The organism is Streptomyces sp. NPDC050704 (genome assembly GCF_040654355.1).
GTDB lineage: Bacteria > Actinomycetota > Actinomycetes > Streptomycetales > Streptomycetaceae > Streptomyces.
Genome location: NZ_JBFAHW010000007.1, coordinates 143,207 through 166,162, shown reverse-complemented (window position 1 = coordinate 166,162; position 22,956 = coordinate 143,207). Strand labels below are relative to the sequence as shown.

The window sequence follows — 22,956 nt, the reverse complement described above, 5'->3', positions numbered from 1 at the left end:
CCGGGGAGTCCGAAGGGAATACAGGCCCCCGGGAGGTACCCGTCAGGCCGCGAGAGTCCCTCAGACGTAGCGGCCCTCGAACCACCACTTTGCTGCCAAGGTGTGCAGCGGAAAGGCGAGTTCGGTCGCTCGGCGGAGCAGTTGCCAGCCCTCGGTCTCGTCCGTCGCGACGGACGGCGGCAGATCGGCGGCCGGGCGCTCCGGGAGGGCGCCGAAGAGCAGCAGGTGGCCGTCGGGGGAGCTCAACGCGTCGACGAGCCGCACGTCGCGGCCCGCCGCGACGATGCCCGTCTCCTCCTTGAGCTCACGGACGACGGCCTGCCGCCAGTCCTCCCGTTGGTCGATGAACCCTCCGGGCAGGGCGATACCCCCGCGTGCGGGGGCGATGGTTCGGGTGATGACGACCAGGGCTGCGCCCTTGGTGTCGTATACGGGCTGGAGGGCCACCGCGACCGGGAGCGGGTTGCGGTAGGCCACGGTGCCGCAGTGGGCACAGGTACGGGGCCAGCCGGAGACGCCCGCTCCGTAGGGCGCTCCGCAACTCGAACAGTGGGAGTCCGGTGCGGAGTTGGCGGACACGTTCTGGGATGGAGACACGCCCGGGACTGTATCCGATCATCACAAGGACGTCTCCGCGGGCTGCCTCAGGGGGACGGGATGAGGGATTTCATCGACACCGGGAAGTCGAAATACGTGTCGGGGTAGATCTCGGGCTTGTACGTGAAGTGCCACCATTCCTCGGCCAGGTTCACGAAGCCGAGGTCTCCGAGGGTGTCCTTCAGAAGCAGCCGGTTGGCACGCTGCGGTCCCTGGATGCGTGGGTCGAGGGTGTGCGACAGGGTGTCGAAGCAGTCGTAACCGGTGCCCATGTCCACGGAGTTGTCCGGGAAGCGCTTGTCCTGGGGCGCGAAGCAGGGCGTGAGGGGCTCTCCGGGGACGTACGGCCTGGTTGGCCTGGCCGGAAGTTTCACGAGCGTGAGGTCCATCGTCGAGCCGCGGCTGTGGCCGGACTTCTCGGCGATGTAACCGTCCTCGAACAGGCGGGTCTTGTCGACGTTCGGATAGAACTCGCCCTTCATGGCCTGGTCGTCGAGGTCCTTGGCCCAGCGGACGAAGTGGTCCACGGCCCGCTGCGGCCGGTAGCAGTCGTACACCTTCAGGGAGTAGCCCTGCCTCAGGAGCCGCACCTGGGCTTGGTGGAGGGCCGCCGCGGCGGGCTTGGTGAGGATGCAGAGAGGCTGCTGATAGCCGTCGACGGGCTCACCCACGAAGTTGTGCGGGGTGAAGTAGCGGATCTCCTCGATGATCGTCCGGTCCACGGATCTCAGAGCGACGAAGTCGTCCGGGGCCTTCGGCTCGGGGGTCGCCCGGGCGGTGCTGGAGGCGGCGGTGACGGCCAGTAGGGCGGCGAACGCGGCGACGAGGCCGCGTACCGCTGCGGAGAGTCGAGTCATGCCCCCGCGTTTACCAGATGCGGGTTGCGCAGTGGAAGCGATCGGATACAGTCCGCGTCCGATCGGGCGACCATGGGCGGTCGGCGCCGGCCGCGGTCGGTGGGCGGCCGCTCCTCCTTCGGGCGAGGGACGGCCGGAACCACCCCCGTGGGCCCCGGCCGTCCCTACCGATACTCCGACGCTCAGGAGGCCTGAACGGTTCTCCCTGAGCCGCCGCGGAGTATCGAGAGGCCCTGCCCAATCGTCGTGGCCCGTGGCACACTTCTGACGTTCCGTCAGATTCAGTGCCATGGAGGGGTCTTGTCACGTACTCGAACACCCGTGGTCACAGGCTGGTTCACCGGCGAGGGGGACGACTTCCGGCTCCTCGGCACACGTTGCTCGGCCTGCACCTCGGTCTTCTTTCCCCGTGAGGACGCCTTCTGCCGCAATCCGGATTGCCCCGGCGGCGATCTGGAGGAGATTCCGCTGTCCCGGAGAGGGCGGGTCTGGTCGTACACGGACAGCCGATACCGGCCGCCGTCACCGTACGTGTCCGACCCGGAACTCGAATGGCAGCCGTACACGTTGATCGCTGTGGAGCTGGAATCCGAGCGACTCGTGGTGCTCGGGCAGACGGTTCCCGGAGTCACCGTCGCCGATCTGGCGGTGGGCATGGAGGTGGAGGTCGTCCCGGGCGTACTGAACGAGGACGCGGAGGCGACCTGGACGACGTGGCACTGGCGGCCGACGGGGGTGACGGCATGACGGGAGAGGTGGCGGTGCTCGGCGCGGGCATGCACCCCTGGGGCAAGTGGGGGCGCGGTTTCGTCGAGTACGGGACGGTGGCGGCGCGCGCGGCGCTGGCCGACGCTGGGGTCGACTGGCGGGACGTGGGCTCGATCGTCGGCGCGGACACGGTCCGGGGCGGATATCCGGGGTACGTGGCGGGGGCGACGTTCGCCAAGGCGCTGGGCTGGCAGGGAGCCCGGGTCGCGAGCGTGTACGCGGCGTGCGCGTCGGGGGCGCAGGCCGTCGACACCGCGCGGGCGCAGATCCTTTCGGGCCTCGCGGACGTGGTTCTCGTGGTGGGTGCGGACGCGGCGCCCAAGGGGTTCTTCCGGCCTGCGGGCGGGGATCGGCCCGACGATCCGGACTGGCTGCGGTTCCGGGTCCTGGGGGCGACGAATCCGACGTACTTCGGGCTGTACGCGCGGCGGCGGATGGCCCTCCTCGGGGACACGTTGGAGGACTTCGCACAGGTCAAGGTGAAGAACGCGGCCCTGGGGGCGTTGAATCCGAACGCGCGGTACCGCAAGCGGGTCACGGCCGAGGAGGTCGCCGCGTCCGCCGTGGTCGCCGATCCGCTGCGGCTGCTCGACATCTGTGCGACGTCGGACGGCGCGGCGGCGCTCGTGCTGTCCGGCATGGAGTTCGCGCGACGGCACGGGGCCGTGGATCCGGTGCGGATCCGCGCGGTGTCCACGGTGACGCCGCGCTATCCCAGGACGGTGCTCGATCTGCCGGACATCGCGACGGACTCCGCGGTCGCGGTGGAGCCGGCGGGCGACACGTTCCGCGCGTCCATCGCGCGCGCGGCCTACGAGGAGGCGGGCATCGGCCCTGAGGATCTCTCGCTCGCCGAGGTCTACGACCTGTCCACGGCCCTGGAGTTGCAGTGGTACGAGGACCTGGGACTGTGCGGCGAAGGTGAGGCGGCGAAGCTGCTGCGGGAGGGCGCGACATCTCTCGGAGGACGCATACCCGTCAACGTCAGCGGCGGACTCGCCTCCTTCGGGGAGGCCGTTCCGGCGCAGGCCATCGCCCAGGTCTGTGAGCTCACCTGGCAGTTGCGGGGTACGGCAGGTGACCGGCAGGTCGCGGGGGCGCGGGTGGGGATCACCGCGAACCAGGGGCTGTTCGGACACGGGTCGTCCGTGATCGCCGTCAGGTGAGGCGCCGTCGGACGGGGTGGGGAGCCTGCCCGACGGAGACCGTGCACGCTGTGTGATCAGCTCGGAATCCTGCGTGAACAGCTCGTGAACTGCGCCTGGGTGTACGCGTGTGGCGTCATTATGCTCCCGTGCCCTCCTGGTCGGATACTCTCCGTTTCGCCTTCCAGCCGGTCGTCAATCTGACGACGGGAGGGGTCGCGGCGCTGGAGATACTCGCCCGTCCGGAGACCGGTGACGTCCTCGCACAGGCCCGCCGCGATCCCGAACTCGACGGTCGGCTGGCCGCGTTGGCGATCCGGGCGGCGGCCCGTCAGGAGACGCTGCTGCCGCTCCACGTGAACGTGTTCGCCGGCACCCTCGCCGATCTCGGCGGACTCGCCGCGCTGCGGGACGCGGTGCGCGAGGTCGGGCGCATGCCGTGGGAGGTGACGGTCGACATCGGCCCGCCGTACACGCACGTCCCTCACCAGGCACTCCTCGAAGCCGTGACGGCGCTGCGGGGCGAGGGATTCCGCGTCTGCGCGGACGGCATCGGTGACGGTGACGTGCCTCTTCGGGTACTCGCGGATCTCGCGCCCGACCTGGTGAAGCTCGACGCGTCCCTGCTGACCCGGCCGGCGGTGGTCCGGTCGATGCGGACGCTGTGCGAGCAGCTCGGCGCGCTGCTGTCCGTGGAGGGCGTGGAGACCGAGTTGCAGTGCGCGGCGGCGCTGTCGGCGGGTGCGCAGCTGGCGCAGGGCGAGTTGTTCGCGCCTCCGGCACGGCGACCGGCGTCGGACGTATACGTTCCGGTCCTCTCCCCCGTCGCCGCGGCGGCGCCTCCCTACGGGCCGCCGGTGCGGCAGTTCGTACGTCCTGCCGCGCTGTTGCCTGCCACCGCGTCCGCGGGGCAGGTGCGGGCGCTGCTGACGGGGTCGCCCGAGGTGTCCGGTGTAGTGCTCGTGGACCGTGCGGGGGTCCCGGTGCGGTCGGTGCACCGCTCGCGCTTTCTGCTGTCGATGTCGGGGCGCTACGGGCATGCCCTGTACGCCGACCGGCCGGCCGCCAAGCTCGGCGATCCGCCCCGTACCGTCGGGGTCGACGCCACCGCGTGGGAGGTCCTCGACGTGGTGGCGGACGGGGAGCGTGACCGTACGTCGGACGATGTCGCGGTCGTCGACCGGCTCGGGCGGTGCGTGGGCGTCGTACGCCTGGCGGATCTCGTACGGGCGCTCTCCGAGAGCCGTGTCGAGGAGGCGGTCGGGCTCAACCCGCTGACCCGGCTGCCCGGTTCGGACGCGATCACCACAGAGGTGGACCGGCGGATCGCCGACGGGCGGGTGTTCGCGCTGAGCTGGCTGGACGTCGACGGCTTCAAGCAGGTCAACGACAGTGCGGGGTTCGCGGCGGGTGACGAGCTGATCCGGGCGGTGGGACAGGCGCTCCTTGCGGCCTCGTCCGGGACCACGCGCGTGGGGCACATCGGCGGTGACGACTTCCTGGTCCTGGCAGATCCGGAAGGGCTCGATCCACTGGCGGCGTCGGTGCTCGACACCCCGTGGTCGGCCGGCGGACTCGCCGTCACGCTGTCGCTCGCCACCGTGCTGTGCGCCCCGGGCAGCGTCGCCGACCACCGCCAGGCCGCCGCGTACCTCGCCCCGCTCAAGCAGGCCGCGAAGGCCCTCCGGGGGGCCAGCTGGGTGCTGGGCCGAGCGGGCTTGCCGGGGCACGAGATCCGGCGGGGCTCGGGGTCGGAGCCGGCACCGGCCGGGCGATGGGTGGGGTGACTGCCTGCGGAGCCGGGTGTCTCGCGGCGCCGGGCCGGTGGGGGCTACGCGGATCGCGGATCGCGGATCGCGGATCGCGGATCGCGGATCGCGGATCGCGGATCGCGGATCGCGGATCGCGGATCGCGGATCGCGGATCGCGGATCGACGGCGTCCCGCCGGGGCTGCGCCGCCGCCCATCAGCAAGCGCGCACAAGTTGCCCGTCAGCCGGGCCGAGAGCTCCACGCCGGCCAGGGGGCGCGGTACGCCGCCGACCAGCCTGCGGGACACCCCGCTGCTCGCCCGGCCGGAAGCCCGGGAGCCCCGCGCCGCATCCCCGGCCGGAGGCGTGGAAGCCTCGCGTCGGGCTCACCGCGGAGCCCCGCCGATCCGCGCGGGCTTCGTCGTAGTACGCCCGGCTGCGAGGCAGGCCGTCCCGGTCCCGGCATATTCGCGGGTCCGAACCGTTCCCGCCCGCGACCTTGACGCTCCCACAGCGCCGGTGAACACTTCCGGTGTCAGTCGGCATCGCCGCATTCCGGCGTATTCAGGCACTGCGCCGCGCGGGCCCTCGCCTGCGCCAACGGGCCGTCCCCCACGGGCGATTCGGCTGCGACGGCACGCTCGTCACGGACGCCGGGCGGGGCGCGGGACTCTCCCTGCCTTCGGCTGAAGTAGCCATGGGAAACGCACCCTGCACGGTGGCCCGGGGCGGACCGCCCCGGGCCTGGGCCTAGGAGCCGCCATGAGCAACGGAGACATCTTCGTCGGTGAAGTCATCGGCACAGCGATCCTGATCCTCTTCGGCGCCGGAGTGGTCGCCGCCGTAGTACTGAACTACTCCAAGGCGAAGGACGCCGGCTGGGTCGTCATCGCGTTCGGCTGGGGCTTCGGTGTGATGGCCGGGGCGTACACCGCCGCGCCGCTGTCCGGCGGCCACCTCAATCCGGCGGTGACCCTCGGCATCGCCATCGACACCGGGGACTGGGACCAGGTCCACATCTACGTCGCGGGGCAGATGGTCGGCGCGATACTCGGCGCGGTCCTTTGCTGGCTGGTCTACTTCGCGCAGTTCCAGGCCAACGCCGAGGAGGACAAGGCGCAGCCGACCCTCGGCATCTTCTCCACCGCGCCCGCGATCCGCAATCCCGTGGCGAACCTCATCACCGAGATCATCGCGACCGTCGGTCTGGTCCTGCCGATCCTGGCCTTCGGACTCACCAAAGGACTCGGCGAGTCGGGCACCGCGATCCTGATCGTCGCCTTCCTGGTGGTCGGTATCGGTCTGTCGCTCGGCGGTCCGACGGGATATGCCATCAACCCGGCCCGTGACCTGGGTCCGCGCATCACCCACGCCCTTCTCCCGATCCCCAACAAGGGCACCTCGGACTGGAGTTACGCGTGGATTCCGGTGGTGGGACCGCTGATCGGCGGGGCGCTTTCCGGGCTCATCTTCAACGCAGCCTTCTGAAGAATCCGATGAAGGGGACGTCATGACGGACAAGTTCGTCGCCGCAATCGACCAGGGCACCACGTCCAGCCGCTGCATCATCTTCAACCAGGACGGCGCGATCGTCGCCGTCGACCAGCGTGAGCACCGCCAGATCTTCCCCAAGCCCGGCTGGGTGGAGCACGATGCCACCGAGATCTGGTCGAAGGTGCAGGCCGTGGTCGCGGGCGCGGTCGCGAAGGCCGGGCTCCGCGCCGACCAGCTCAGCGCGCTGGGGATCACCAACCAGCGGGAGACGACGGTCCTCTGGGACCGCGCCACCGGCAAACCCGTGCACAACGCGATCGTCTGGCAGGACACCCGTACCGCCGCCCTCTGCAACGAACTCGGCGGCTCGGACGGCCAGGACCGCTTCCGCGAGCAGACCGGTCTGCCGCTCGCCAGTTACTTCTCCGGGCCCAAGGCGGCCTGGCTGCTCGACAACGTGCCGGGGCTGCGGGCCCGCGCCGAGCGCGGCGAGATCGCCTTCGGCACGATCGACTCGTGGCTGATCTGGAACCTCACGGGCGGCACGGACGGCGGCCGGCACGTGACCGACGTGACCAACGCCGGTCGCACCATGCTGATGAACCTCGAAACGCTCCAGTGGGATCAGTCCATCCTCTCCGCGATGAACGTCCCCGAAGCCGTCCTCCCCGAGATCAAGTCCTCGTCCGAGGTGTACGGAACCGCCGTGGGCCAGCTCTCCGGGGTGCCGGTCGCGTCGGCCCTTGGCGACCAGCAGGCGGCGGTGTTCGGGCAGGCCTGCTACGACGTCGGCACCGCCAAGAACACGTACGGCACGGGCAGCTTCCTGCTGCTCAACACCGGGAACCGGCCGGTGCCCTCGAAGAACGGGCTGCTGACGACGATGGGGTACAAGATCGGCACCGAGGCGCCGGTCTACTGCCTCGAAGGGTCGATCGCGATCACGGGCGCGCTGGTCCAGTGGTTCCGCGACCAGCTGGGCATCATCCGCACCTCCGACGAGATCGAGACCCTCGCGGCGAGCGTCGACGACAACGGCGGCGCGTACATCGTGCCCGCGTTCTCGGGCCTGTACGCGCCGTACTGGCGCTCCGACGCTCGGGGTGTGGTCACGGGCCTGACCCGGTACGTCACGAAGGGACATCTCGCGCGGGCCGTCCTTGAGGCGACGAGCTGGCAGACGCGTGAGGTCGTGGACGCCATGTTCCAGGACTCGGGCGTGCAGATCACCGTCCTGAAGGTCGACGGCGGCATGACCAAGAACAATCTGCTGATGCAGCACCAGGCGGATGTGCTCGGCGTGCCGGTGGTCCGCCCGAAGGTCTCCGAGACGACGTGTCTGGGCGCGGCGTACGCGGCCGGCCTGGCGACCGGGGTGTGGAACGACCTCGACGAGCTGAAGTCGCACTGGCAGAAGGACGTCGAGTGGACGCCTGCCATGGAGGCGTCGGTGCGCGACCGCGAGTTCCACAACTGGCACAAGGCGGTGGAGAAGAGCTTCGGCTGGCACGAGGACGGCGAGGGCTGACCCACGTTTCCCGGGACCCTCGTTTTTCACGGTCCACGCGCGCGTGTGTCGCGCGGATCAGGGCCTCTGGACTACGGCCCGTACCCCGGTCGGCGGGGGTGCGGGCCGTACCCGTGGGTACGTCAGGTCGTGACGGTGTGGCGGCGGTCGGCCGCGTACGCCATCGCGTGCTGGACGACCTCGATGAGGACCTCCTTGGCCGACTCCCGGCCGCGCGCGTCGCACAGGACGACGGGCACTCCGGGGTCGAGGTCGAGGGCCTGGCGGACGTCTTCCGTTGGATAACGGGCGGCGCCCTCGAAGCAGTTGACGCCCACCACGAAGGGTATGGACCGCCGCTCGAAGTAGTCGATGGCGGCGAAGCAGTCCTCCAGACGGCGGGTGTCGGCGAGCACGACGGCGCCCAGGGCGCCGGTGGCGAGCTCGTCCCACAGGAACCAGAAACGGTCCTGTCCTGGCGTGCCGAAGAGGTACAGCACCAGGTCCTCGCGGAGCGTGATGCGGCCGAAGTCCATGGCCACCGTGGTGGTGTGCTTGCCCTCCACGCCACTGGTGTCGTCGACGGGACGGCCCGCCTCGGTCAGCAGTTCCTCGGTGCGCAGCGGTTTGATCTCGCTGACCGCGCCGACCAGGGTGGTCTTGCCCACGCCGAAGCCGCCCGCCACGAGGATCTTGAGCGTGACGGGCTCGACGGGGGCCTTGCCGCGCTCAGAGCGCCCGAAGATCATCGATCTCTTCTCCTGCTTCAGTGGTGTCGCGTCGTTCAGTGGTGTCGCGTGCTTCGGTGGTGCCGTGTGCTTCGGTGGTGCCGTGTGCTTCGGTGGTGTGGCGGGGCGGTGGACCGTATCCGCCGCCGCCCGGGGTCTCGATGACGAGTACGTCGCCGGGGCCGACCTCCGCGGCGTCGCTTCCGGCGAGTTCGGTGACCGTACCGTCCGCGTGCTCGACACGGTTGGCGCCCAGCGCACCGGGTTCGCCGCCTGCCATGCCGTACGGCGCGACCCTGCGGTGCTGGGAGAGCGTGGAGACGGTCATCGGCTCGTGGAAGCGGATGCGGCGCACGGCGCCGTCGCCGCCCCGCCACCGTCCGGCCCCGCCGCTGCCGCGCCGTACGGCGAACTCGTCGAGCTGGACGGGCAGTCGCCACTCCAGGACCTCGGGGTCGGTGAGCCGTGAGTTGGTCATGTGGGTCTGTACGACGGGCGCGCCGGGGAAGCCGTCGCCCGCGCCGGAGCCCGAGGCCACGGTCTCGTAGTACTGGTACCGCTCGTTGCCGAAGGTGACGTTGTTCATGGTGCCGGAGCCTTCGGCCTGCACTCCCAGGGCACCGTACAGGGCGCCGGTGATCGCCTGGGAGGTCTCGACGTTCCCGGCGACCACGGCGGCCGGAGGTTCGGGGGCGAGCATCGAGCCGGCCGGTACGACGATGTCGAGGGGACGCAGACAACCGTCGTTGAGCGGGATGTCGTCGGCGACCAGGGTGCGGAAGACGTACAGGACCGCCGCGTTGACCACGGAGAAGGGTGCGTTGAAGTTGGTCGTGAGCTGCGCGGACGTACCGGTGAAGTCGACGGTGGCGGAGCGTTTTTCGCGGTCTACGGAGACGCGGACTCTGATGACGGCCCCGGAGTCGGTCTCGTAGGCGAACTCACCGTCTTCAAGGGCGTCGATGACACGGCGGACGGCCTCTTCGGCGTTGTCCTGGACGTGCTTCATGTACGCCTGGACGACGTCGAGCCCGAAGTTCTCGATCATGCGGGCGACTTCGTCGACGCCCTTCTGGTTGGCGGCGATCTGGGCGCGCAGGTCGGCCAGGTTGGTCTTCGGGTTGCGCGAGGGGTAGGGCGCCTCGGTGAGGAGGCGTCGGGTCTCCGTCTCGCGGAAGCGGCCGCCTTCCACGAGGAGCCAGTTGTCGAAGAGGATGCCCTCTTCCTCGATGGTGCGGCTGTTGGCCGGCATGGAGCCGGGTGCGATGCCGCCGATCTCGGCGTGGTGGCCACGCGACGCGACGTAGAACAGGATCCGGTCGCCGCTCGTGCCGTCACTCTCCGTGCCGTCACCCTGCTTGCCGTCGCCTTCCGTGTCGAAGACCGGGGTGATCACGGTGACGTCGGGGAGGTGGGTGCCGCCGTGGTACGGATCATTGACCGCGTACGTGTCCCCGGGGCGCATGCCGTCGCCGCGGCGGCGGATGACCTCCTTGACGCTCGTTCCCATCGACCCCAGGTGCACGGGGATGTGCGGGGCGTTGGCGACCAGGTTGCCGTCCGGGTCGAAGAGCGCGCAGGAGAAGTCGAGGCGCTCCTTGATGTTGACCGACTGGGCGGTGGACTCCAGGCGGGCACCCATCTGTTCGGCGATGGACATGAAGAGGTTGTTGAAGACTTCGAGGAGAACCGGGTCGGCTTGCGTGCCGAGATCGGAACTCTCCGTGACCGCCACCCGTTCCATGACCAGATGCCCGTCGTCGGTCATGGCCGCCTGCCAGCCGTCGTCGACGACGGTCGTCGCACTGGCTTCGGTGATGATCGCCGGGCCGGTGACGGTTTCAGCGGGGGGCAGCTCCTCGCGGCGGTGCAGGGGTACGTCGCGCCAGGCGCCGCCCGTGTGGAGGCTGACCGTCTCCGGGGTGCCGGGCGTGGAGTGCGCGGTGGCGAGGGCGGACAGATCGGGGGGTTCGGTGAGACCGGTGGCTTCCACGGAGAGGGCTTCGACGACGACCGGGCGGTCGAGGGTGAAGGAGTAGGTGGCGCGATGGCGGTCTTCGAAGGTGCGGATCATGGTGTCGGGTTCGGTCAGCTCGACGACGAGTGCCGTGTCCGTGCCGTCATAGCGCAGTTGGGCCCGGCGGGTGACCCGGATGCGGTCCTCGGGGACGTCCTCGGCGAGGAGTTCGGCGCGGGTCGCGCCCTCCAGGTCGTCGGCGGTCTTGAGGATGCCGGGCAGCGCGGCGGCTTCCAGGGGCGCCTCGACGGACTGTTCGCGCATGGCCGTGGTGTCGGCGAGGCCGATGCCGAGCGCGGAGAGCACACCGGCCATGGGCGGGACGAGGACGGTGCGGATACCGAGCGAGTCGGCGACCATGCACGCATGCTGACCGCCCGCGCCGCCGAAGGTGGTGAGCGCGTACCGGGTGACGTCGTGGCCCTTCTGAACCGAGATGCGCTTCACGGCGTTGGCGATGTTGGTCACCGCGATCCGGAGGTAGCCCTCGGCGACCTGTTCGGGGGTGCGGTCGTCGCCGGTCCGGTCGCGGATCTCACGGGCAAGGGCGGCGAAGCGGTCGCGGACGAGGGCGTCGTCAAGCGACTGGTCGCCGTCGGGGCCGAACACCCGGGGGAAGTGGGCGGGTTGGATGCGGCCGAGGGCCACATTGGCGTCGGTGACGGTGAGCGGGCCGCCGCCCCGGTAGCAGGCGGGCCCCGGGGCCGCGCCCGCCGAGTCCGGCCCTACGCGATAGCGGGAGCCGTCGAAGTGGAGGACGGAGCCGCCGCCCGCGGCGACGGTGTGGATGTCCAGCATGGGCGCGCGCAGCCGGACCCCGGCGATCTGGGTGGTGAAGACCCGCTCGTACTCGCCCGCGAAGTGCGAGACGTCCGTGGAGGTACCGCCCATGTCGAAGCCGATGACCCGGTCGAAGCCGGCGAGCTGCGACATCCGCGCCATGCCGACGATGCCGCCCGCGGGCCCGGACAGGATCGCGTCCTTGCCGCGGAACTGCCCGGCCTCGGCGAGGCCCCCGTTGGACTGCATGAACATCAGCCGCACACCGCTGAGTTCACCGGCGACGTGCTGGACGTAGCGGCGCAGGACCGGCGACAGATAGGCATCGACGACGGCCGTGTCGCCGCGCGGGACGAGCTTCATCAGCGGGCTGACCTCGCTGGAGAGCGAGATCTGCGGGAAGCCGGTGCGGGCGGCCAGCTCGCCGATGGCCCGTTCGTGGGCCGGGTGGAGGTGGCTGTGCATACAGACGACGGCGACCGCGCGGATTCCGGCGTCGTACGCCTCCCGGAGAGGGCCGGCCAGGGCGTCCAGGTCGGGGGCGCGCAGCACGGTGCCGTCGGCGGCGATGCGTTCGTCGACCTCGATGACCCGTTCGTGGAGCAGCTCGGGGAGTTCGATCTCGCGGGCGAAGATCCGGGGCCGGTTCTGATAGGCGATGCGCAGCGCGTCGCGGAAGCCGCGGGTGACGACCAGGAGGGTGCGCTCGCCCTTGCGTTCCAGGAGTGCGTTGGTGGCGACAGTGGTGCCCATGCGGACCGATTCCACCGGCAGCCCGGTTCCCTGTCGGGAGGCGTGCCCAGCGTCCTGTCCGGGGTCCTGTGCGGATCCTTCTCCCGTTAAGGCCTCACCGGCTTCGGCGAGGAGTTCGCGGATGCCCGCCACGGCGGCGTCGGCGTACCGGGCCGGGTTGTCGGAGAGGAGTTTGCGGGTGAGCAGTCGGCCGTCGGGGCGTTGCGCGACGACATCGGTGAAGGTGCCGCCGCGGTCGACCCAGAACTGCCAGCCGTTCACGTCTGTCTCCCAGATGTCGCGCTGCTCCGACCCGGAGCCGGAGGTGCCGGTCGACGATCGGTCAGATCATATCGGGGTCGGGCGGCTCAGCGTTCGGTCGAGAGCGGGCGCCGCTTCCTGGCGGCGGCCGGGAGCCTTCCCTGGCGTCGGCCGAATGGGCCATGGCGCGCCCGAATGTCTCCGGACGTACCCGAGGGCGCCCACCTGCCGCGTGGACCGGAAGGCGGGCCGGACCGCTCTCGTCCCCGAGGGCGTCCGCGACCGGCTCGCCGCCCTGGTGGAGGCGGCGCCAGCGGGTCCGTACGGTCCATCGCCCGAGTCGACCGAGTCGCAGGGATCACCCGAGTCGTCCGGCGCGGAGGCCCGGATCACCTCGGCCTCCGGTCACAGGGCCCGGAGGCCGCTGATCACATCGCGCAGGATGCTCTCGTCCGGCAGTTCGGCGGGAGGCACCGGACGCGTCACGTGGACCAGCTCCTCGTCCACGAGGTCGCCTATCAGAACGCGCACCACCCCGATGGGCAGGTCGAGTTCGGCGGCGAGTTCGGCGACCGACTGGGGGGCGTCACGGCAGAGTCCGACGATGTCCACGTGCTCCGGGGACAGCGTGCCGTCCTCTTCCGGGTCGTCGGCGTGCTGCTCCGTCACGACCACCGCGATCAGGTCCAGGCGGTGCTGGCCCGGACTCGTGGTGCGGCCGCGTGTCATGGCATACGGACGGACCACCGGTCCGGCGTCGTCGTCGAACCAGTGGGACATCCCCTGACCGTCTCCGCTCATGCCATCCCACTACCCGCCCGAGGGCAGTTCGGTGCGCGGAGCGGCGGCCAGATGTGCGCCGACCCTCTTCACCAGCAGAGTCATCTCGTACGCGACCTGCCCGACGTCCGAGTCGGCGTCCGAGAGGACGGCGAGAGCGCTGCCGTCGCCCGCGGCCGTGACGAACAGGAAGGCCTCGTCGAGTTCGACGACCGTCTGCCGGACGCTGCCCGCCTCGAAGTGGCGGCCGACTCCCTTGGCGAGACTGTGGAACCCGGACGCGACGGCGGCAAGGTGCTCGCTGTCCTCCCTTGTCAGGTCAGTGGAGACCCCGGTGGGAAGACCGTCGCCGGAGAGCACGAGAGCCTTGCGGATGCTGGCGACGCGCTCCACCAAGTCGTCCAGGAGCCAGTTGAGTTCCCCCGTTGCCGTGCTGGTCGTGGTGCGGCCGGTGGCCTTCGGATCGGTCATCGACCGTCCCCCTTAGTCGTTCCTGGTGCTGTGCCGCCCTGGGCGTCGTCGCCCGCGGCGTTCTCGTCACGGCCCCGCTGCCAGCCGCGCTGGAGCGAGGCCATGCGGCTGCGTACTTCGTCGGCGTCGCGCTCCTCGGGGTCCGCGGTGCGGGCCACGTCGCGCTGGATACGCCGGTCGGGGCCGTCCTTCAATTGTGGCGCCAGGCTGGCCTGCCGTACACGGCGGGGCAGCGCACCGGTGCCGCCGCCTCCGCCCCCGGCCGCCGGGGTGCCCGGCGCCCCAGCGCGACGTGCGGCGCGCTGGGGAAGGGCCGGTGCTTCGCCGTTCCCCGCTCCGGTGGCCTCCGGCCCGCGGGCGGGCCTTCCGCCGCCGAACTCGGCACCACGGCCCGTCGGCTCGGTGCGCTCCGCGCGACGCCCCAGGGCCTTGCGGGGATCCACGTCACGGTCCCCCGGTCCGGCGCCCGTGCGCCCTTCGTCGGCCGTACCCCGCCGGGTGGTCGGTGAGTCCTCCGCATCCCGGCGCGACGGCAGCCGATTGGCGCTCCTCGACCGCTTCGGCAGCTCTTCGAGCACTCCCGGCCGCTCGGCCGGCTCCTGGGCCGCCTGAGGCAGCTCCGCCACGTCGTCGGCGTCCGCACGATCCGTCGCCTCGTCGCGCCACGGCTTGGTCTGGGTCACCGGGCGGCCGTGGGAGCTGACGAGCTTGGGGGCCCGGCGCCGCGGGAGTGCCACGGGCCCGCCGGGGCCGTCGTCCTCGCCCGGGCGGGCCGGCTCGCGCGGCGCCGCCTCCCGTGCCTGCTGGTGCTGCTCCCCCGGCACCCCGGCGATGGAGCGGCGCGGGCGGAACATGCCGCCGCGTTCGCTGTCCTCGTCGCCGAGAGCGCCGGAGAAGTCGCCGAGGGCGTCCATCTCGACCGGTGCCTCCAACTCGACCGGCCCGTCCAGGATCGAGGGCGACCCGCCCGGCAGCTGGACCGGCACCTGGGACAGCGCGGCCTTGCGGCCCGCGTCGCCCTCCTTCGGGGCGAGCGCCCGGTCGAGCCGGAAGCCCACCCCGTTCGTGTCGGGCACGTCGTCCGAGAGCAGCGCGTCGGGGACGAAGACCACCGCGGTGGTCCCGCCGTACGGGGACGGCTGCAGGGAGACGCGTACGTTCTGCCGCTGGGCGAGCCGGCTGACCACGAAGAGACCGAGCCGGTCGGTGTCCGAGAGCTCGAACTCGGGGGTCTCGGCGAGCCGCAGGTTGGCGTCGAGGAGTGCCTCCGCGGCCATACCGAGGCCGCGGTCGTGGATCTCCAGGGTGAAGCCGTTGGCGACGCGTTCGCCGAGCACCTGGACGGCCGTGTGCGGGGGCGAGAACACCGTGGCGTTCTCCAGGAGTTCGGCCACCAGGTGGGTGAGGTCGGCGACGGCGGACCCGGTGACGGCCATCCGCGGCAGGCGCCGCACCTCGATGCGCTCGTAGTCCTCGACCTCGGCGACGGCGGCGCGTACGACGTCCATCAGCTGGACGGGTTTGCGCCACTGCCGGGACGGGGCCGCGCCGGAGAGGATCACCAGGCCCTCGGCGTGCCGCCGCATGCGGGTGGTGAGGTGGTCGAGGCGGAACAGGTCGGCGAGTTCGTCGGTGTCCTCGGTCCTGCGCTCCATGGTGTCGAGCAGGGTGAGCTGCTTGTGCAGCAGGACCTGGCTGCGGCGGGCGAGGTTCACGAAGACCTCGGAGACGCCGCTGCGCAGCTCGGACTGTTTGACGGCGGCCTCGACTGCGGCGCGCTGGAGGATGTTGAGGGCCTGGCTGACCTCGCCGATCTCGTTCTTCTCGTACTCCAGACGCGGGACTTCGGTCTCCACGTCGACCTGTTCGCCCGCGGAGAGGCGGCGCATCACGCTGGGCAGCCGGACCCCGGCGGTCTCGTGGGCCTCCAGGCGGAGCCGGCGCAGGTCGCGGATGAGGGCGCGGCCGATGCGTACGGACATGAAGAGTGAGAGCAGCAGTGCGGCGAGGCCGAGCACGCCGGCGATGGCGGCCTTGACGATGACGCCGACCGCGACGGGGCGGATGCGGTCCTGGAAGCGGTCGCCCGCCTGGTCGTCGAGCTTGTCGAGACCGTCGAGGACGTCGCCCGCGACGCCGTCCCAGCTCTTCGCGGTGACTCCGCGCGGCGAACCGGGCGCGGAGGCGATGACGGACTGCTCCGCCGAGCGCAGCGGCGCCGTGGCGGCGTTCTTCCAGTAGAGCGCGAAGCGTTCGCGCTCCGCGGACGGCAGCTGCGGCAGGTTGGTCTCGTACATGAGCGTGCGCTGGGCGGCGAGGTCCGAGACGTCGCGGGCCTCGTCGCGGGTGACCCGGCCGACGACGAGTGCGGAGCCGAGCAGGGCGTCCTCGCGGGCGAGCAGTTCGCGGGCGCGCGACATGTTGACGAGGGCGCGGCCCTCCTTGTCCACGTTCACGTTGTCGAGGACCTGGAGGTTGGCCAGGAGGACGTAACAGGGGTCCACCAGGTCGTTGTAGAGGCCGAGGGCCTGGGCACGGGTGACAGTGCCGTCCTCGACGCTCTGGCGCAGCGGACCGATGGTGTCGAAGGCGTCCAGGATCGCGGTGAGGCGCTCGGCGTTGTCCGCGCCCATCTCGTCCAGTACGTCGGTGTGTTTGGCGTTCCCCCGGATCTTCGCCACGATCTCGTCGGTGGCGTCACGGGTGCGCCGCAGATCGGTGAGCGCGTCGGAGGCACGGGGGTCGGCGAGGTAGACGAGGGTCTGGCGGCGCTCGTCCTGCAGGACGCTGACCACGTCCTCGGTCGGGTAGCCGACCTCCTGGACGACGAACGTCATGTCGAAGAGCTGGTTGACCTCGCGCCCCGTCAGAACGGTGGCGAAACCCCAGATCGCGGTCAGGGACAACAGCGGCACGAGGAGCAGCGCCACGATCTTCCGGCGGATGGACTTCCCGCGAAAGCGCATGGCCTCCCCCAGCTCGGCCCCCGCCGGGCGGGGCGCACACATGTACGTCAACAAACGCCGTGAGCCTACTACTGACACAGGGGTATCTCGAAGGCCCGTCCGGGCCTACTCGGTCCGCGGCGGGAACAGGACATCCGCAGTTGTCCGTTCATTGCGGGAGATTGCCTCCCCGAATCCGACACGGGACACCGGGCGCCATCCGGTCCGCAAAGAGGATCAGTTGGCCGGAATTTTTCGGTCCGCGGGAATCTTCGGGTTACGTCGATCGTCTTTCTGTATGGAAGTTGGAGGCGGAATCGGCAGCATGTGCCGCATGCCGCGCCCAGGCGGCGTAAAACAGCGCAAGCCGGGCAGCCAAAGGGAAGCCGGAAGTCTCGTGACACCGGAGCGAGCGGCTGCTGGGCGGTGGGGAGTGACAAGTTGATGGGCACGGCGGAGCGGCAGGAGACACCCCGGACGGGCGTCACGGCGACGGCTGAGGCGGAGCGGGGTCCAGAGGCACCGGATCACGACATTCCGGTGAACATTCGAGCGGACACTCCGGCGACGGAGGCCGAACAGCAGACGGAAGCGGGACAGCGGAAAGCGCCACCGACGGAGGCCGGGCAGGCCGAACCCGAGCGGGCGGAGGCCGGACGGACCGAGTCCGGGCAGACCGAGGCCGAGTGGGCGGAGGCCGAAGAGCCGCCGTACTACCGGCCGTTGTGGATCGAAGAGCCCGCGCGCAGGCGTCGGCTGCCCGATCCCGTGCGCACGTCGGCGGTGCGGGCCGTCATCATCATCGCCGTCACGCTGATCCAGGCGATGGTCGCCTTCCTGTGCACGCTGGCCGGTTCCTGGCTCGCGTTCCCCATGGTGCTGAGCAGCGTGGCGAGCACGGTGGTGGCCACCTGGGGCGCGCTGGACGTGTGGGTGACCCGGCAGGTGTGGAACCAGCGGAACGGCGTGGTGTCGGTGCCGAGCAGCTCGGCGCGGGCCCTGCGGCGCGAGCGGCGCAGGGCCCGGCGCCAGGAGCGGACGTCGGAGCGGGCCAAGGAGCGGATAAGTCGACAGGGCGGCGGCGCGGGGCAGTTGTCGCATTCCTGAGCGACGCCTGCCCGTGCGGGCCGACAGGCGACGCCCAGCCTCGGAGGTCGCCAGGCGTCACCCCCTTACGAGGCGGCTGCCTCCACCACGCTCACCCCGCGCACGAGTTCGCGCCTGGCCCGCATGAACGGGCGCGGGCGGTTCACGGAGAGCACCGCGGTGGTGCGGCCGTCCCGCTCGTACAGAGCCAGGAAGCCGTCCTCGTCCGGCGCGCCGTCCGTGATCGCGCCCTCCGCGATGCGGACGGTGTCGGTGTCCAGGCGCCGGCCGGCGAACTGGATCCGCGCTCCGTACTGGTCGGACCAGAAATAGGGCAGCGGGCGCACGGTCTCGGCCGTGTACCCGGCGAGGAGGTTGCGTACGGCGATCCGGGGCTGTTCGGTGGCGCTGGTCCAGTGCTCGGCGCGGGTTCCGCCGACGCGGGCCACGTCGCCGACGGCGACGACCTGCGGCAGTCCGGTCACACAACCGTCGTCGCACAGCACTCCGTCGTGCAGCGCCAGGGTCGAGCCCGCCAGCCAGTCGGTGTTGGGGGTGGCGCCGACGCCCATGATCACCGCGTCCGCGGGGAGGATACGGCCGTCGGCGAGTTCCACACCGGTGACCGCGACCGTGCCGCGCAGCCCGGCGACGCCGGTGCCCGTGACCAGGTCGACGCCACCGCGGCCGTGCAGCGCGGAGCACACGGCGGCCATCTCCGGGCCGAGTTGGGGGACCAGCGGCAGCGGGGCGGCCTCGACGACGGTGACGTCGTGGCCGAGACCGGCGCACGAGGACGCGGTCTCGGCACCGATGAAGCCGCCGCCGATGACGACGACCCGGCGGGGTCCCGCGGTCAGTTCGGCGCGCAGGGCGCGGGCGTCGTCGAGGGTGCGCAGGGTGTGCACCCCCGCGAGGTCGCAGCCGGGGAGCCTGCGGGCCGAGGCGCCGGTGGCGATGACCACGCCGTCGGTGGAGACGGTGCGGCCGTCGTCCAGGAGGACGGTGCGGCCGCGTGCGTCCAGGCCGCGGGCCCGGACGCCCAGGAGCCACTCGGCGTCGAGTTCGGCGGTCTCCTCGGCGTCGGTGAGGGCGAGTTGGTCCTCGTCGGTCCGGCCGGTGAGGAAGTCCTTGGACAGCGGCGGGCGGTCGTACGGGCGGTGCGGTTCGTCTCCGACGATCACCAGCCGTCCGTCGAATCCCTGGGCACGCAGTTCGCGGGCCGCGTACAGGCCGGAGAGCGAGGCACCGACCACGGTCACGGTCCTCATGCGTGGCGTTCCTTCCGGGGAGTGGATGCTGCGCGGGCGGCGTCGGGGGCGCGAACAGTACGGGCGAGCTCGCACTCGGGGGCGGTGCGGGCCTGCCGGGGCTTGCGCGCGGCACTGCCGTACCCGCGCCCCGGCCCGCGCGCAGCGTCGTCGATGGGGAACCCGTCGGCGGCGCTGCCGACCCCGAGCCCGAGCCCGGACCCGGACCCGGACCCGGGCTCGGGGTCGGGGTCGGGGTCGGGGTCGGGGTCGCCCGTGGGGAACCCGCCGGCGACTCCGACAGGTCCGGCAGTGCGGGCGCGCGGCAGGTGGCCGCGCTCGGCCGCAGGTGACCGGCTCGGGCGGGAAGCGGGTTGCCCCGCATGACCGTGGGCCGTCACGCGCGCGGTCCCGCCCCAAGGGCAAGGGAGGTTCATGCCGCCTCCTCGGCCGCCACGTGGACGTGCACGATGCCGTCGTCGACAGTGACACGGTGGGTGCGGACGGGTCGGCGGGCGGGAAGGCATGTCGGCCGACCGGTACGGAGATCGAATGAGGCGGCGTGAAGCGGGCATTCGACCAGACAGCCCTCCAGCCAGCCCTCGGAGAGAGACGCATCCTGGTGGGTGCAGGTGTCATCAATGGCGTACAGCTCGCCGTCGGCGTTGAACACGGCGATGGGCGGCGAGGTATCGATACGGACGGATTCGCCCTCAGGGAGGTCATCAAGGCGGCAGACGGGAATCACGGGCCCCCCTCTCGGTCCAGGACGCACGGTCCGGGACCTCACAGGTCCGGTCTGGCCGGGCCCACCCGGTTCCAGACTCTTCGGTAACATGATGTTTCGCATGGCGCACGAGGGAGCGCTATGCGCAACAGAATCCGCGCGGGGTGCCCGTCACGTCAAGGGCTTCCGGCAGATGCGGCCCAAACAAGGCCGCCAAGTGGTGAGAGTTGAGCTATGACCCGCACTCAGAAGCAGGCTGACCGCACAGAGGAGACACCGGAGAAGACGAGCAGGGGCGCGGGGAGCGCCGTCCAGTCGGTGGACCGCGCGGTGAGCGTGCTGGAGATCCTCGCCAGACACGGCGAGGCGGGCGTCACCGAGATCGCCGACGAGCTGGAGGTGCACAAGTCCACCGCCTTCAGGCTCCTCGGAGTGCTGGAGAACCGCGGGCTGGTCGCCCAGGCCAAGGACCGCGGGAAGTACTACCTGGGCGCCGGCGTGCTACGCCTAGCGGGGGCGGCGGCAGCGCGCCTGGACATCTCCCAGGAGGGCGCACCCGTGTGCCGCGCGCTCGCGGACGAGCTCGGCGAGACCGTCAACATCGCGGTCCTGGACGACGACGCGGCGGTCAACATCATGCAGGCCCGCGGCGCCTCGTCCGTCACCGCGCAGAACTGGCTGGGCAGACGCACACCGCTGCACGCCACCTCCAGCGGCAAGATGCTGCTGGCCCATCTGCCGCCGACGCTCCGCGAGGGACTGCTGGCCAGGCCGCTCCCGCGCTTCACGGAGCGCACGATCACCGGCACGGTCGCGCTGCGCGCCGAACTGGACGCCGTGGTCGAGCAGGGCTTCTCGACCGCTCAGGAGGAGCTGGAACTGGGCCTGGCCGCCGCGGCCGCCCCGGTGCGCGCCCACGACGGCAAGGTGATCGGCGCGATCAGCGTCTCGGGCCCGGTCTACCGGCTCGACGCGGACCGGCTGCCCGAACTCGCCAAGCGCACGGTCGTGGCCGCCGCCGACCTGTCGCGCCGGATGGGATACGGCCTCTGACGGAGCCGTCGGCAGACGCCGAGCCCAGCCGGGGATCGAACCCGGGGCCAGCAGGGACAGAGCGCGGGGTCAGGAGCAGCCGGCCCCGCGCTTCTGTGTGTCGGGGAGATTTCGCGCCCGCCGATTCATTTGCCAAGGGTTAACCCGCCCCTCTTGACGACCCCTCGGGGGCGTTCTCACTATGTTCCTCATAGCGCAACCCATCGTGCACTGCGCAACAGCAGAGGAGCTGGTCGTGCCACACGAGGTCCGTGCCGTAGTCGCCCTGAAGAAGGGCGCACCCGTCGAGGTGCAGACGATCGTCGTTCCCGATCCGGGTCCGGGCGAGGTGCTCGTCAACGTGCAGGCCTGTGGGGTCTGCCACACGGATCTGCACTACCGGGAGGGCGCGATCAACGACGACTTCCCGTTCCTGCTGGGCCATGAGGCGGCCGGCGTGATCGAGGCGGTCGGCGACGGCGTCACCGACCTGGCCCCCGGCGACTACGTGGTCCTCGCCTGGCGCGCGCCCTGCGGTTCCTGTCGCTCCTGTCGCCGCGGCCGCCCCTGGTACTGCTTCGACTCGCGCAACGCCGCCCAGCCGATGACCCTCCTCGACGGCACCCCGCTCAGCAACGCCCTCGGGATCGGTGCCTTCGCCGAGAAGACGCTGGTCGCGGCCGGCCAGGCGGTGAAGATCAACCCGGCGGCCCGCCCCGAGGCCGCGGGCCTGATCGGCTGCGGAGTGATGGCCGGCTACGGCGCGGCCGTCAACACCGGCAATGTCGGGCGCGGTGACACGGTCGCCGTCATCGGCTGCGGCGGCGTCGGCAATGCGGCGATCGCGGGCGCCTGTCTGAACGGCGCCATGAAGGTCATCGCCGTCGACATCGACGACAAGAAGCTCGACCAGGCCGAGAAGTTCGGCGCCACCCACACGGTCAACTCCCGTGGCACCGACCCGGTAGAGGCCGTTCGCGCGCTGACCGACGGCTTCGGCGTCGACATCGCCATCGACGCGGTGGGCCGCCCTGAGACCTTCAAACAGGCCTTCTACATGCGCGATCACGCGGGCCTGCTGGTCCAGGTCGGTGTCCCGTCCCCGGAGATGAAGGTCGAACTCCCCCTGATCGACGTCTTCTCCCGTGGCGGCGCGATCAAGTCGTCCTGGTACGGCGACTGCCTGCCCAGCCGCGACTTCCCGTTCCTCATCGACCAGTACCTCTACGGCCTGCTGGACCTCAACGCGTTCGTCACCGAGACCATCGCGCTCGACCAGGTCGAGGAGGCGTTCGCGAAGATGCACCGCGGCGAGGTGCTGCGTTCGGTGGTGGTCCTGTGACCGCGGCCGACGCGAAAGGGAATCACCGTGTCCGCGTCGAACGCGTCGTCACCTCCGGCACGTTCAGCCTCGACGGCGACACCTTCGAGGTCGACAACAACGTGTGGCTGGTCGGCGACGACGAAGAGGTACTGATCGTCGACGCCGCCCATGACGCCCCTACGATCCACGCGGCCGTCGCCGGCCGCCGGGTCACCGCCATCGCGTGCACCCACGCCCACGACGACCACGTCGACGCGGCGGCCGAACTGGCCGACCTCACCGGCGCGCCCGTGCTCCTGCACCCCGACGACATCGAGCTGTGGGCCGCGACCCACCCCGACCGCAAGCCGGACGGCGAACTCACCGACGGACAGCGCATCGCCGTCGCCGGAATCGAGCTCCTGGTGATCCACAACCCCGGGCACACCTGGGGCAGTTGCTCGCTGTACGCCGCGTTCCTCGGCACGGTCTTCACCGGGGACACCCTCTTCCACGGCGGGCCGGGCGCCACCGGCCGCTCCTACTCGGACCGGCCCACCATCGAGGCCTCCATCCGCGACCGGCTGCTCACGCTGCCCGGCGGCACGGTCGTCCACACCGGCCACGGCGAGGACACCACGATCGCCGCCGAGCGCCCCAACGTCCCTGCCCCATAGGCGCGTTCACCCCTTCCACGGTCACCCGCCACGACTCCCCACCACGACA

At 71.1% G+C, this 22,956-nt stretch carries 19 protein-coding genes; 9 read left to right on the top strand and 10 right to left on the bottom strand.

Translation table 11 applies throughout. From position 1 onward, the window contains the following. Window positions 1-60: 60 nt before the first annotated feature. Together AB0I18_RS05960 and AB0I18_RS05955 are read right to left on the bottom strand one after the other, a co-directional pair. Window positions 61-597, bottom strand: coding sequence for an NUDIX domain-containing protein (locus AB0I18_RS05960; RefSeq protein WP_363104135.1), 537 nt, complete (start codon window positions 595-597; stop codon window positions 61-63). A gap of 47 nt (window positions 598-644) precedes the next feature. Beyond that, on the bottom strand, window positions 645-1,454 hold the full coding sequence (locus AB0I18_RS05955; RefSeq protein WP_363104134.1) for a M15 family metallopeptidase: 810 nt from the start codon (window positions 1,452-1,454) through the stop codon (window positions 645-647). A 321-nt stretch (window positions 1,455-1,775) separates the two neighbouring features. Between AB0I18_RS05955 and AB0I18_RS05950 the strand changes: the two genes are divergently transcribed. From AB0I18_RS05950 to glpK, 5 genes are all read left to right on the top strand, one after another. Continuing rightward, window positions 1,776-2,201 (top strand): zinc ribbon domain-containing protein, encoded by a 426-nt coding sequence (locus AB0I18_RS05950; RefSeq protein ID WP_363104150.1) that lies wholly within the window; start codon window positions 1,776-1,778, stop codon window positions 2,199-2,201. Next, window positions 2,198-3,388, top strand: a complete 1,191-nt coding sequence (locus AB0I18_RS05945) for a lipid-transfer protein (protein WP_363104133.1) — start codon at window positions 2,198-2,200, stop codon at window positions 3,386-3,388. The genes AB0I18_RS05950 and AB0I18_RS05945 overlap by 4 nt, the downstream gene beginning before the upstream one ends. Before the next feature lie 128 nt (window positions 3,389-3,516). Continuing rightward, a complete protein-coding gene (locus AB0I18_RS05940; protein WP_363104132.1) occupies window positions 3,517-5,154 on the top strand; it encodes a GGDEF domain-containing protein in 1,638 nt (545 codons plus the stop codon). A 725-nt stretch (window positions 5,155-5,879) separates the two neighbouring features. Continuing rightward, on the top strand, window positions 5,880-6,605 hold the full coding sequence (locus tag AB0I18_RS05935; protein ID WP_363104131.1) for an MIP/aquaporin family protein: 726 nt from the start codon (window positions 5,880-5,882) through the stop codon (window positions 6,603-6,605). A gap of 22 nt (window positions 6,606-6,627) precedes the next feature. Further along, window positions 6,628-8,139: a glycerol kinase GlpK gene (gene glpK / locus AB0I18_RS05930; RefSeq protein WP_363104130.1), complete on the top strand. Its 1,512-nt coding sequence runs from the start codon at window positions 6,628-6,630 to the stop codon at window positions 8,137-8,139. A gap of 122 nt (window positions 8,140-8,261) precedes the next feature. Here the strand turns inward: glpK and AB0I18_RS05925 are convergent, their stop codons facing one another. The 5 genes from AB0I18_RS05925 to AB0I18_RS05905 form a co-directional block, all read right to left on the bottom strand. After that, entirely contained in the window at window positions 8,262-8,867 is a 606-nt protein-coding gene (locus AB0I18_RS05925; RefSeq protein WP_363104129.1) for an ATP/GTP-binding protein, read from the bottom strand. Next, window positions 8,848-12,657: a hydantoinase B/oxoprolinase family protein gene (locus AB0I18_RS05920; protein WP_363104128.1), complete on the bottom strand. Its 3,810-nt coding sequence runs from the start codon at window positions 12,655-12,657 to the stop codon at window positions 8,848-8,850. The genes AB0I18_RS05925 and AB0I18_RS05920 overlap by 20 nt, the downstream gene beginning before the upstream one ends. Before the next feature lie 384 nt (window positions 12,658-13,041). After that, complete coding sequence (locus tag AB0I18_RS05915) at window positions 13,042-13,437, bottom strand: DUF742 domain-containing protein (protein ID WP_363104127.1); 396 nt, start codon at window positions 13,435-13,437, stop codon at window positions 13,042-13,044. 9 nt (window positions 13,438-13,446) lie between these two features. After that, window positions 13,447-13,887, bottom strand: coding sequence for a roadblock/LC7 domain-containing protein (locus tag AB0I18_RS05910; RefSeq protein WP_363104126.1), 441 nt, complete (start codon window positions 13,885-13,887; stop codon window positions 13,447-13,449). After that, complete coding sequence (locus tag AB0I18_RS05905; RefSeq protein ID WP_363104149.1) at window positions 13,884-16,853, bottom strand: nitrate- and nitrite sensing domain-containing protein; 2,970 nt, start codon at window positions 16,851-16,853, stop codon at window positions 13,884-13,886. Before AB0I18_RS05905 ends, AB0I18_RS05910 begins: the two co-directional genes overlap by 4 nt. 423 nt (window positions 16,854-17,276) lie before the next feature. Between AB0I18_RS05905 and AB0I18_RS05900 the strand changes: the two genes are divergently transcribed. Continuing rightward, on the top strand, window positions 17,277-17,939 hold the full coding sequence (locus AB0I18_RS05900) for a hypothetical protein (protein ID WP_363104125.1): 663 nt from the start codon (window positions 17,277-17,279) through the stop codon (window positions 17,937-17,939). 65 nt (window positions 17,940-18,004) lie between these two features. Here AB0I18_RS05900 and AB0I18_RS05895 read toward each other — a convergent pair whose 3' ends face one another. The 3 genes from AB0I18_RS05895 to AB0I18_RS05885 are packed head-to-tail and all read right to left on the bottom strand — an operon-like array spanning window position 18,005 to window position 19,916. Continuing rightward, the gene (locus AB0I18_RS05895; RefSeq protein ID WP_363104124.1) at window positions 18,005-19,189 is read right to left on the bottom strand and encodes an FAD-dependent oxidoreductase; all 1,185 of its coding nucleotides are present in this window, start codon (window positions 19,187-19,189) and stop codon (window positions 18,005-18,007) included. Next, on the bottom strand, window positions 19,186-19,605 hold the full coding sequence (locus tag AB0I18_RS05890; RefSeq protein WP_363104123.1) for a hypothetical protein: 420 nt from the start codon (window positions 19,603-19,605) through the stop codon (window positions 19,186-19,188). Before AB0I18_RS05890 ends, AB0I18_RS05895 begins: the two co-directional genes overlap by 4 nt. Continuing rightward, the gene (locus tag AB0I18_RS05885) at window positions 19,602-19,916 is read right to left on the bottom strand and encodes a bifunctional 3-phenylpropionate/cinnamic acid dioxygenase ferredoxin subunit (protein WP_363104122.1); all 315 of its coding nucleotides are present in this window, start codon (window positions 19,914-19,916) and stop codon (window positions 19,602-19,604) included. The genes AB0I18_RS05890 and AB0I18_RS05885 overlap by 4 nt, the downstream gene beginning before the upstream one ends. A 213-nt stretch (window positions 19,917-20,129) precedes the next feature. Here AB0I18_RS05885 and AB0I18_RS05880 point away from each other — a divergent pair, with 213 nt between their 5' ends. The 3 genes from AB0I18_RS05880 to AB0I18_RS05870 all read left to right on the top strand — a co-directional run bounded on the left by AB0I18_RS05880 (window position 20,130) and on the right by AB0I18_RS05870 (window position 22,907). Further along, window positions 20,130-20,948, top strand: a complete 819-nt coding sequence (locus tag AB0I18_RS05880; protein ID WP_363104121.1) for an IclR family transcriptional regulator — start codon at window positions 20,130-20,132, stop codon at window positions 20,946-20,948. A gap of 235 nt (window positions 20,949-21,183) precedes the next feature. Further along, entirely contained in the window at window positions 21,184-22,269 is a 1,086-nt protein-coding gene (locus AB0I18_RS05875; RefSeq protein ID WP_363104120.1) for an S-(hydroxymethyl)mycothiol dehydrogenase, read from the top strand. Next, the gene (locus tag AB0I18_RS05870; protein WP_363104119.1) at window positions 22,266-22,907 is read left to right on the top strand and encodes an MBL fold metallo-hydrolase; all 642 of its coding nucleotides are present in this window, start codon (window positions 22,266-22,268) and stop codon (window positions 22,905-22,907) included. The genes AB0I18_RS05875 and AB0I18_RS05870 overlap by 4 nt, the downstream gene beginning before the upstream one ends. Window positions 22,908-22,956 lie beyond the last annotated feature (49 nt).

Bases quoted from the DNA above. Each gene is read 5' to 3' on its own strand.
- AB0I18_RS05955 (WP_363104134.1), bottom strand. From the start codon at position 1,454: ATGACTCGACTCTCCGCAGCGGTACGCGGCCTCGTCGCCGCGTTCGCC.
- AB0I18_RS05945 (WP_363104133.1), top strand. From the start codon at position 2,198: ATGACGGGAGAGGTGGCGGTGCTCGGCGCGGGCATGCACCCCTGGGGC.
- AB0I18_RS05935 (WP_363104131.1), top strand. From the start codon at position 5,880: ATGAGCAACGGAGACATCTTCGTCGGTGAAGTCATCGGCACAGCGATC.
- glpK (WP_363104130.1), top strand. From the start codon at position 6,628: ATGACGGACAAGTTCGTCGCCGCAATCGACCAGGGCACCACGTCCAGC.
- AB0I18_RS05925 (WP_363104129.1), bottom strand. From the start codon at position 8,867: ATGATCTTCGGGCGCTCTGAGCGCGGCAAGGCCCCCGTCGAGCCCGTC.
- AB0I18_RS05915 (WP_363104127.1), bottom strand. From the start codon at position 13,437: ATGAGCGGAGACGGTCAGGGGATGTCCCACTGGTTCGACGACGACGCC.
- AB0I18_RS05910 (WP_363104126.1), bottom strand. From the start codon at position 13,887: ATGACCGATCCGAAGGCCACCGGCCGCACCACGACCAGCACGGCAACG.
- AB0I18_RS05905 (WP_363104149.1), bottom strand. From the start codon at position 16,853: ATGCGCTTTCGCGGGAAGTCCATCCGCCGGAAGATCGTGGCGCTGCTC.
- AB0I18_RS05900 (WP_363104125.1), top strand. From the start codon at position 17,277: ATGGGCACGGCGGAGCGGCAGGAGACACCCCGGACGGGCGTCACGGCG.
- AB0I18_RS05895 (WP_363104124.1), bottom strand. From the start codon at position 19,189: ATGAGGACCGTGACCGTGGTCGGTGCCTCGCTCTCCGGCCTGTACGCG.
- AB0I18_RS05890 (WP_363104123.1), bottom strand. From the start codon at position 19,605: ATGAACCTCCCTTGCCCTTGGGGCGGGACCGCGCGCGTGACGGCCCAC.
- AB0I18_RS05880 (WP_363104121.1), top strand. From the start codon at position 20,130: ATGACCCGCACTCAGAAGCAGGCTGACCGCACAGAGGAGACACCGGAG.